Origin of the sequence: Wolbachia endosymbiont of Drosophila tristis (assembly GCF_028981745.1) — a bacterium.
Classification (GTDB): domain Bacteria; phylum Pseudomonadota; class Alphaproteobacteria; order Rickettsiales; family Anaplasmataceae; genus Wolbachia; species Wolbachia pipientis.
In genome coordinates, this window is record NZ_JAPQLN010000110.1 from 18,387 (window position 1) to 27,342 (window position 8,956).

General features: G+C 35.2%; 9 protein-coding genes, 1 tRNA gene and 1 pseudogene. 3 read left to right on the plus strand and 8 right to left on the minus strand.

Features of this window, described 5'->3' with window-relative positions:
- Positions 1-58 precede the first annotated feature (58 nt).
- The 3 genes from OZD64_RS05300 to gatC all read left to right on the plus strand — a co-directional run bounded on the left by OZD64_RS05300 (position 59) and on the right by gatC (position 2,498).
- Positions 59-925: an ankyrin repeat domain-containing protein gene (locus OZD64_RS05300; RefSeq protein ID WP_274999459.1), complete on the plus strand. Its 867-nt coding sequence runs from the start codon at positions 59-61 to the stop codon at positions 923-925.
- A 303-nt stretch (positions 926-1,228) separates the two neighbouring features.
- A complete protein-coding gene (locus OZD64_RS05305) occupies positions 1,229-2,155 on the plus strand; it encodes a ribose-phosphate diphosphokinase (RefSeq protein WP_010962322.1) in 927 nt (308 codons plus the stop codon).
- Positions 2,145-2,498, plus strand: a complete 354-nt coding sequence (gatC, locus tag OZD64_RS05310; RefSeq protein ID WP_010962323.1) for an Asp-tRNA(Asn)/Glu-tRNA(Gln) amidotransferase subunit GatC — start codon at positions 2,145-2,147, stop codon at positions 2,496-2,498. The genes OZD64_RS05305 and gatC overlap by 11 nt, the downstream gene beginning before the upstream one ends.
- Positions 2,499-2,539: 41 nt before the next feature.
- Here the strand turns inward: gatC and OZD64_RS05315 are convergent, their stop codons facing one another.
- The 8 genes and pseudogenes from OZD64_RS05315 to OZD64_RS05350 all read right to left on the minus strand — a co-directional run.
- Positions 2,540-3,802 carry a protein TolB gene (locus tag OZD64_RS05315; protein WP_274999460.1) on the minus strand — a complete coding sequence of 421 codons (1,263 nt, stop codon included), beginning with the start codon at positions 3,800-3,802 and terminating at the stop codon, positions 2,540-2,542.
- A 5-nt stretch (positions 3,803-3,807) separates the two neighbouring features.
- A complete protein-coding gene (locus tag OZD64_RS05320; RefSeq protein WP_038198529.1) occupies positions 3,808-5,442 on the minus strand; it encodes a ribonuclease J in 1,635 nt (544 codons plus the stop codon).
- A gap of 210 nt (positions 5,443-5,652) precedes the next feature.
- Positions 5,653-6,771, minus strand: coding sequence for a molecular chaperone DnaJ (gene dnaJ / locus OZD64_RS05325; RefSeq protein ID WP_274999461.1), 1,119 nt, complete (start codon positions 6,769-6,771; stop codon positions 5,653-5,655).
- 82 nt (positions 6,772-6,853) lie between these two features.
- Positions 6,854-6,931 (minus strand) — tRNA-Arg (locus OZD64_RS05330).
- A 63-nt stretch (positions 6,932-6,994) separates the two neighbouring features.
- Positions 6,995-7,648: a hypothetical protein gene (locus OZD64_RS05335; RefSeq protein ID WP_274999462.1), complete on the minus strand. Its 654-nt coding sequence runs from the start codon at positions 7,646-7,648 to the stop codon at positions 6,995-6,997.
- Between the two features lie 15 nt (positions 7,649-7,663).
- Positions 7,664-7,942 (minus strand): hypothetical protein, encoded by a 279-nt coding sequence (locus tag OZD64_RS05340; RefSeq protein WP_080717597.1) that lies wholly within the window; start codon positions 7,940-7,942, stop codon positions 7,664-7,666.
- Positions 7,943-8,156: 214 nt separating this feature from the next.
- A pseudogene (locus tag OZD64_RS05345) lies at positions 8,157-8,468 on the minus strand (Rpn family recombination-promoting nuclease/putative transposase); the annotation flags it as partial.
- A 95-nt stretch (positions 8,469-8,563) separates the two neighbouring features.
- The coding region (locus OZD64_RS05350; RefSeq protein ID WP_274979023.1) for an HNH endonuclease signature motif containing protein at positions 8,564-8,956 on the minus strand (393 nt) is incomplete at its 5' end.

The following is an 8,956-nucleotide window of genomic DNA, read 5'->3' on the forward strand; positions in this document are numbered from 1 at the left end:
AATAAAAACTTAATAATAATCCTTAATAATATATGAACTAACATGTTTGCAATTTCGTATGACAGAGGAAACAAAAGATGGATATGCTTCCTTATACGTTGCAATTCAGGAAGGTAATATTGAAGCTGCAGAACTACTAATAAAATGTGGCACAAACGTCAATGATCATTATGAACGCAATCGTACGCTACTGCATATTGCCATCGGACGCAAACAATTAGAAATAGCAAAATTGCTGATAAAAAATGGAGCAAACGTTAATGCAAAAACTCAAAATCATGGTAAAGATGATCTAACACCAATGCACTTTGCAGTTTTTGCAAATACGCCAGAATTTATAGAATTACTAGCTAGCCATGGTGCATTGATTAATGAAAGAGAAAGTACCGAAGGGTATACTCCTCTTCACTTTGCTGCTTTATATGGGAACAAAAATATAATACAAGCCTTAATTGATAAGGGACAAGATATTGAAGATGTGGACAATAATGGGCGAACAGCTCTGTTTTTAGCTGCTAGGCAGTGCACTGAAGCAGAAGATGATAGCAGAATAGAAATTATCAAGTATTTGATAGACAAGCTCAAAGCAGATGTAACAAAGAAAGACAATAATAACAATGCAGTACTCTTTCCTGCCGCTAATAATTGCCCTGGAAAAGTGGTAGAATTCATCATTGAGCAATATATAAAAATCTTTGAGTTAGAGAATTTTATCAACCACAAAAATAATGATGGAATGGATGCTTTGGATATTGCGCTGAATAGTGGAAACGAGAAAGCTATTGAAGTATTAAGATCATATGGAGCAGATATCAAGAATAAGGTAGATGGTAGCATTCAAAAAATTACTGCAGAAAAACCAAGTAGTACCCTAGACAGAGCAGAAAGTGCAGAGGTAGCGCCTCCAATTAAGCAAAGAGTATAAAGCTTTTTATAAAGCGATTATAAATTTCAGTAAGTTGCAGAGGCTCTACAATGGGAAGTGTAGTATGTTAGCAGATACAAATGACTAGATAAATTATATTTCATTAAAGTCATTTATCTTGAAACATAAGCAGGATTTTGTATAGTTGTTTCAATTTGGGTCTATATATTGAAACAACGCGTGAAAATGACAGGTCATTGTACAAGAGGTATCTAATTCACCGACAAGAATGCTAGATAAAGACACTTACATTTCAATTATTTCACAATTTCTGTATAATCTTAAAAACTCAATTAGTGCGTTATGAAGATAATAATAGGTAATGCTAGTAAGGAATTAGGGGAATCAGTAGTTAACCGGCTAGATGTTCAACCATCCTCTGCTTGGATATCAAAGTTTACCGATGGTGAGGTAAATGTAGAAGTAGCAAATGATCTATATAATCAAGAAGTATATATAATACAATCTCTTTCTCCCCCTGTGAATGATAATCTTATGGAGCTTCTGCTTATAATTGATGCAGTAAATAGATTAGGAGCCAAAAGGATAGTAGTAATTATCCCTTATTATGGATATAGCAGGCAAGATAGAATTATCAAGAACAATAATGTGCAGTCTGCTTTAAGTGCCAAATTAGTTGCAAATCTTATTCAAACTGCAGGTGCAAGTAGCGTTGCAGTTATTGATTTGCACTCAAGTCAAATTGAAGGATTCTTTGATGTACCGATAACTAATTTGAACTGCTTTGAAGCATTTGTTGACTCTATACACACAGAAAATTTGGCAATTGTTGCACCTGATGTTGGAGCAATTGGCAGAGCACGTGCTTTTGCAAAGACTTTAGAGGAAAAGTACAAGATAGGGTTAAATGATAAGATTATTGTAGTAGATAAATATAGGGAGAAAGCAGGCACATCTCAAGTAATGAACATAATAGGAGAAGTTGCAAATAAAAATTGTGTCATTGTTGATGATATAGTTGACTCTGGTGGAACATTGTGTAATGCAGCTCTTGCTTTAAAAGGCCACGGAGCAAAGTCCGTAATTTCATGCATCACACATGGCGTGCTTTCAGGAAGTGCAGTTGAGAAAATTTCTTCCTCTTCTTTAGATAAATTAGTGATTACGGATACCATACTTCACAAATTTGAAAAAACTGGTAAAATAGAAGTTGTTTCGGTCGTAGATATTTTAACTCACTTTATCCAAGGAGGTAAAGATGCCAGCTAAGTCAACAGAAGACGTTATTACTTCACTAATAGAATTTGCAAATAAGAGAAAAATAACAATTACCAAAGAAGAAATGCTTAAAATTGCACAGCTTGTAAGGATTAAGTTATCAAATGACGAGATTGATCACTACTCCAAAGAACTGACAATGCTGGATTGGATACATGATACTTTATTGCAAGTTAATACTGAAGGTGTTTCTCCTATGCGTTATGGCAGCATAGACAAGGACATTCATGTACGCGATGATGTTATAAATTCTCAAAACATTAAAAAAGAGATATTGTCCAATACAAAACCTGAGCATGGGTATTTCGTAGTGCCAAAGGTTATAAGCAATTAAAGTAAAATAAGGCTCATATCAAATCTATAATAGATCTACTTTCAAAAATAAGACCAATCCGGTAAAGAAGCATTTGTGGGAGTGGAAACCATTTTTTGATTTTTCTTTACTAAGTCTACTAAATATAGTTTAGAGTTGCTTGGTGATTCTGTTCTTGTAAAAATGATTTCTCTACCATTTGGTAACCATGCCGGGGATTCAATTTTATGCCCCTCTGAAAGCAGACGTTCTTCTTTGCCATCTGGCTTCATAACTCCTATGTAAAATTTTCCTGACTGAATCTTTGTAAAAGCTATCAGATCTCCTTTTGGCGACCAAACAGGCGTAGCATATCTTCCACTTCCAAAACTAATTCTTTTAGGTTTTTTACTTTTGTTAGTAAAATCGATAACGTACAGTTGCTGACTCCCACTTATATCAGAACTAAAAGCCATATACTTTTGATCTGGAGAAAAAGAGGGAGAAGTGCTTATAGCTGAACCTTTAGTAATTTTTTTTGTTCGTTTACTACTTAAATCCAAAGATAATATATTCGTTTCACCACCCAATGAGTGGGAAATTAAAAGAGATTTACCATCGGGAGAAAATCTTGGTGCAGAAACAACTCCTTCAAATGCGCTGATTATTGATTCAGTGTTATCTTTTAAATTTTTTAATATTATATAACTTTTACCATTTGCGTACGAGATATAAACAATACCCTTTCCATTTGGTGAGAATCTCGGTGTTGACACAAATCTATCGCCATTTGTTAAGTATTTTATATTACTTCCATCTTGATTCATCACAGCAATTTTACGGACAGATTTGTAGTTGCTATCTTTTTCTTCAGCGATATACGTGATTTTTGTGTTGAAGTGCCCTTTCTCACCAATTAATCTATCATGTATCACATCCGAAACGAGGTGACCAATTTTTCTCCAGTCTTTTGCTGGAAAAACAACTGACTGAGTAAGTAATTCTCTTTTTGTAAAAGCGTCAAATAAACGAAATGATAGCTCTAATGCACTACCAGATATTTCGCTTAAACTTACTGTGACTACAGTATCGCTTTTCCAAGATTTAGGTTCAGCTTCCGCGCCACGTTTTACATTAAATAAGCCACAATTAGATAAATTTGTTCCTATTACCTTTGCAATATTTTCGCTTAATTCGCTTTCCAACGCTGTTTTACATGTACATTTAGATACAACAAGACCAATGTTACCAACACTGCTTTTTTTTATATCAACATATAAAGCAGCTTTTGTAAAATAAGGAATAAATAACGAAATAAATAACACCAGATGAACGAATAGCTTCATTCATTTCATACCTGTTCTATCTGAACCTCAATTATAGGCCTTTTTAGTAAATATTCCTTTAAGATACTCAATATTGAACTTTCAATCTTATTTTTAATTTTTTTTGTTGGCTGCAAACTAAACAACGACTCAACTTTCTTGACAATTTTCTGTATGGTAGCTGCATCTTCTAGCACTTCAAAAACACCAGGTACAAATACTTTTGGTTTAGCAAGCAATTTATTTTTCTTGTTTACAACTGCTGTTACCACAATAACTCCGGCATCTCTCATTCTTTTACGCATTTTTATAACACTGCTCTCCGGATGACGTAGCAACATACCATCAATACCAAAGTAGTCAACATCAATTGAATCAACCTTTCCTCCGTTCTCCAAATTAACAATATCACCTGGTGCAATCATTATTGCTTTTGCCACACCGCACTCTTTAGCAAATTTTACATGTGCATGCGTGTGAATATATTCGCCGTGAACTGGAATAGACATCTTCGGTTTTATTAAAGAATACATTTCCTTTAGCTCTTCTCTTGTTGGATGCCCAGAAGCATGAACATGCTCTGTTTTTTCAGTAATAACTTCTACCCCCATCTCAATAAAGGCATTGAGCATGTTGTGCGCACGAGTTTCATTTCCAGGAATGATTTTTGACGAAAAGATCATGGTATCACCTTGCTGCATTTTAAATGCTTGATGACTCTTAGCAGCAAGTCTTGCGGTAGCTGCCAGTGGCTCACCTTGACAACCTGTGCAAAGTAGCACCAGTTCTTCCCTTGGAAAATTTACTGCTTCCTTTGCTTCAAGAAACTGAGGAGAATCAGTTAAATAACCACTATCTTGCGCAACTTTCACTATTCTCCATAAAGATCTACCAAGTAAAACTACTTTTCTATTTAGTGCTTTTGCAGCTTGGCTTATCGTTTCAATTCGTGCCACATTTGAAGCGAATAGCGAAACAGCAACTAATTTTTTAGACCGCTTTATTATGTTATAAATATTATTATAAATTTCACCTTCTGACTCAGGGTGATGCTTGCTTAATATATTGGTTGAATCGCAAATTGCTGCAAGCAGGTCACCTTTATCGCCAATTTCTTTTAGACGCTCCATATTAGAAGTTAATCCAACAACAGGTTTTGGATCAAATTTCCAGTCTCCGGTATGGAGTGCACTACCCATTTCAGTGCTAATTAATATTGAATTTGCCTCAGGAATTGAATGAGTTACATTTATAAACTCGACGGTAAAAGGACCCAAATTTATGCTGCCATTTATGTCTACCTCTTTCACAGGCACTATACCTTCCAATCGAAATTCTTTTAGTTTCTCTTTAAGAAAATTAACCGTAAACTTTGTTGTATATATGGAGCACTGCAACTCTTCCCACAAGTGGGGCACTGCACCGCAGTGGTCCTCATGTGCATGTGTAATTATTATTCCAAGTAAATCTTTTTTTCTTTGAGCAATAAAATCTATATCAGCAATGAGCAGCTCAACACCTGGCATAGTTTCATCTGCAAAACCAACACCAAGGTCGATCATAATCCACTTACCTTGGTAATGATATAGGCTAACATTCATCCCGATTCTTCCTACTCCCCCAAGCGGAAGAAATAAAAACTCATTTTTGTTTATATTCATTAAATTTAAATTATTAAAACCTGAGAATAGCAAAACTTCGACCTTAAATAAAGAAATTTATTGCTTTTACATAGTTTTAAGGAACTAAGAAGTTTCTGTTGGCTAATAATAACACTATTGTTAAGTTTCCCATTAATAAGGTCAAAGAATTGCAGGATTAAATGAAAACCCGTAAACAGTTACCCCTTTTAATGTCATTTAGCAGATTTCTTATTTTTTTTTTACTTTACTAAAAAACCCTTCAGATTGCTGTTGTACACTTGCATTTTCCTCTTCTTCAAGCGCTTTTAATAGTTCAATTTGCTTTTTAGTTAAATTTTTTGGATTTAAAGTCTCAACTATTACCTGTACGTATAAATCACCACGAGCATGTGAGTTCATATATGGCATACCCTTTTCCCTACAACGTAGTTTGGTACCAGTTTGAGTGCCTTCAGGGACCTTTACTTTTATTTTAGCTCCATCAATTGATTGAATATCGATTTCACCACCAAGCACTGCTAATGTCATTCTTATAGGCACTTTACAGTGTAAATCTGCTTTATTTCTAGCAAAGATTTTATGGAAAATTATTTTCACGTATACGTATAAATCTCCACTTTTTCCACCTTTTGTTCCAGCTTCTCCTTTACCACTTATCCTTACCTTAGCTCCTTCTTCTATGCCTTTTGGAATTGAAACGGATATATTTACTTCATCTCTTCTACGTCCACTTCCACCACATTTCTTACATTTGTTTTGTATTATTTCTCCTTCCCCATAGCATGTAGTACATGTTCTTTCGATGGTAAAAAAGCCTTGTTGAGTTCTAATCCTACCGCTTCCCTGGCATGTGTGGCACTGAACTGGTTTAATTGCTCCTTCGCCACCTGTGCCTTGGCATGTATCACATTTTACATTTGTCATATAATGTATAGGCGCTTGTATTCCTTTAAATGCATCTTCTAAGGTAATTTCAAGATCATAACGTAGGTCTGCTCCAGATACTCCTGTTGTACTTCTTTTTGCTCTCGCTCTACTTGCACCACCACCGAATCCTCCACCAAAGAAGTCATTGAATATGTCGCTAAAATCTCCTGCAGAGCTAAAGCCTTGAAATCCACCAGAAGCACCTTCGTGGCCATAACGGTCATAGCCTGCCCTTTTCTCAGAGTCAGACAGAACTTCATATGCAGCTGTTACTTCTTTAAATTTTTCCTCTGCTTCTTGATTGCCAGGATTTCTATCAGGATGATATTTTAATGCTAATTTTTTATACGCTTTTTTTATCTCATCAATACTGGCATTTCTGCCTACTTCCAGCAGATCATAGTAGTCTTTTTTGCTCATATATAATAGTTTAGTGCTTAACCTTTAAAGATAGGTATTACATATATTAATTTCAAGTGTGACTTCTGTTTCCTATAAAATGTGGTGCACCCTGAGCGACTTGAACGCCCGACCTTTTGATCCGTAGTCAAATGCTCTAATCCAACTGAGCTAAGGGTGCTTTCACAAAGTTAACTTTAGCAGGTTTTGTAGCTTGATTCAATTAATTTGGCTAAAAATAAAACTATTGATTTCTATCATACGTGAACCCCTCACAATTCTCAAACTGCCGTTTCGCATTAGAATTATCAAATTCACTACAAGGAGGAGCAGTTGGAGTAGTATTAGGATCTTGAGAAAAGTAAGGAGGTGGTGCATCATAACGAGAAGAATCTCCATAACCATACCCTTGTCTAAGACAGCTATCTACCGCTCCTTTAGCTTTCTCGATATTTTCTAATTCTTCCTCATGCTTCATATGAAAAGCTAAACCACCAGCAAAACATACGAGAGAATTAACGCCAAGGATAGCTAAACCCCACACTGGTAAGACTGGGTAAACAGCACAAGCTACCAAAGCTGCCAAAGAAACAACGCCAACCGCAAATTCTATATTTCTGAACGTTTTAAATTTACTATCCAGGTAATCTATTTTTTCTTCTTTTCTAGCCACTTTTCTGCTGCTGTTATACCAAAAACACATACCAGCATGGAAAGCAACACACACAACTGCAGCTACTATACCCAAAGCTAACAGCTTTCTACTGTCTTCTGATTCTTTTTTATTCTCTTTTCTCCCTTGATGAGTGGTATTACCATTGTTAATATTCGTTATATTATTAACCGTAGTGTGACCACGTCCACCGAATAAAGAATCCATCCAGCATTGTAATAGCAAATAATCCCAAAAGTCTCAACCTCTATTGTGTACATGTATATGTGTAATCTGAGAGCCTGTAGGTTGTGCGTTATTCCCTGCGTTATATTGATCATTTCTGCTTCCTGTATCGTGCCTATTGCTTGAATTTGGATGTGTAAATTCTTCATACACATTTTTAAAATTCTCCTTGCTCCAAGTTAAATTCGGTGTATTATTACAATACTGTAGAAACCCTTCAATATTATTATTATTACCTAATTTCTTTATATAGGCTAACGCATACCCTTTTAAAACACTATCACTTGCTACCATAAATACCCTCTTAAGTTAAGATTAAATTAATAAATATTTATTATAACAAGATAACATCTACTTGTCAACTTGAGCCTGATTCAAGTATCCGTTCAGAGTGTGGCAGAAGAACTTATTCAAATAAAGTAGGTGGTAAAATATAAACATTTTATAAAGTGAAAAATGGACTTTTCAGACCACTGCCGAGCTAAAAAAGCCCTGAAAAACGTGATACTTAGGCCACTTCTTGCTTAAGCTGTACAATTTCAGCTTGAGAAAGGCCAGTGGATTCAGCTATTAAATTAACAGATACACCAGCTTTAAGTAAATTTTTTGCAACTTCGATTTTTCCTTTCTCTATACCTTCCTCAAGTTTGTATTCAAGAATGGCTTCTTCTTTCCGCAGATCCATTATTCTTTCTTCATATGCTACTAAATCTTTTTCATTCCAGCTAAACCTGTCTAATTCATCGTAGGCTAACTTTATTATTGGTGATTTTTCTGCTATATTCCTTAGGTCTTCATCTGTAGTTTCATCTGCATACTGTTGTCTAAGTGAAGAAGGTCGCCCCTCCTCACTCGACTTCAAAACCGTACGTGAGACTTTGCGCCTCATACGGCTTCTCTCTAATTTGGTGCTTGTCATGCACACCTCCTGTGTAATTCATCGTGACAATGCCCATGTAACAAAGATAAATTTTTGATCATATTGTTTCGTCTATTCCGGTCTTTATGATGTATTTCTATTATATCATCACTTTCAAACCATAGTCTACAATTACCGCATTTACTTTGTTGTAACTTCAATAGTTTTATTACTCTCGATGGCTTATCTGGTATTTCTCTAAGACGATTACCCCAATATACCCAATCACCATCATATGGAGATCTGGTTTTTTGCACTTTGATATGTCGTTTAATAACATGATCGCTGTGTATAATAAGATGTATCTTGTTACTTGTCATAAAACGCCAGTTATCGTTATTATACTTTTTAAAGTATTTTCTTTTTATCCAGCATTTCCCTTTGTTTGG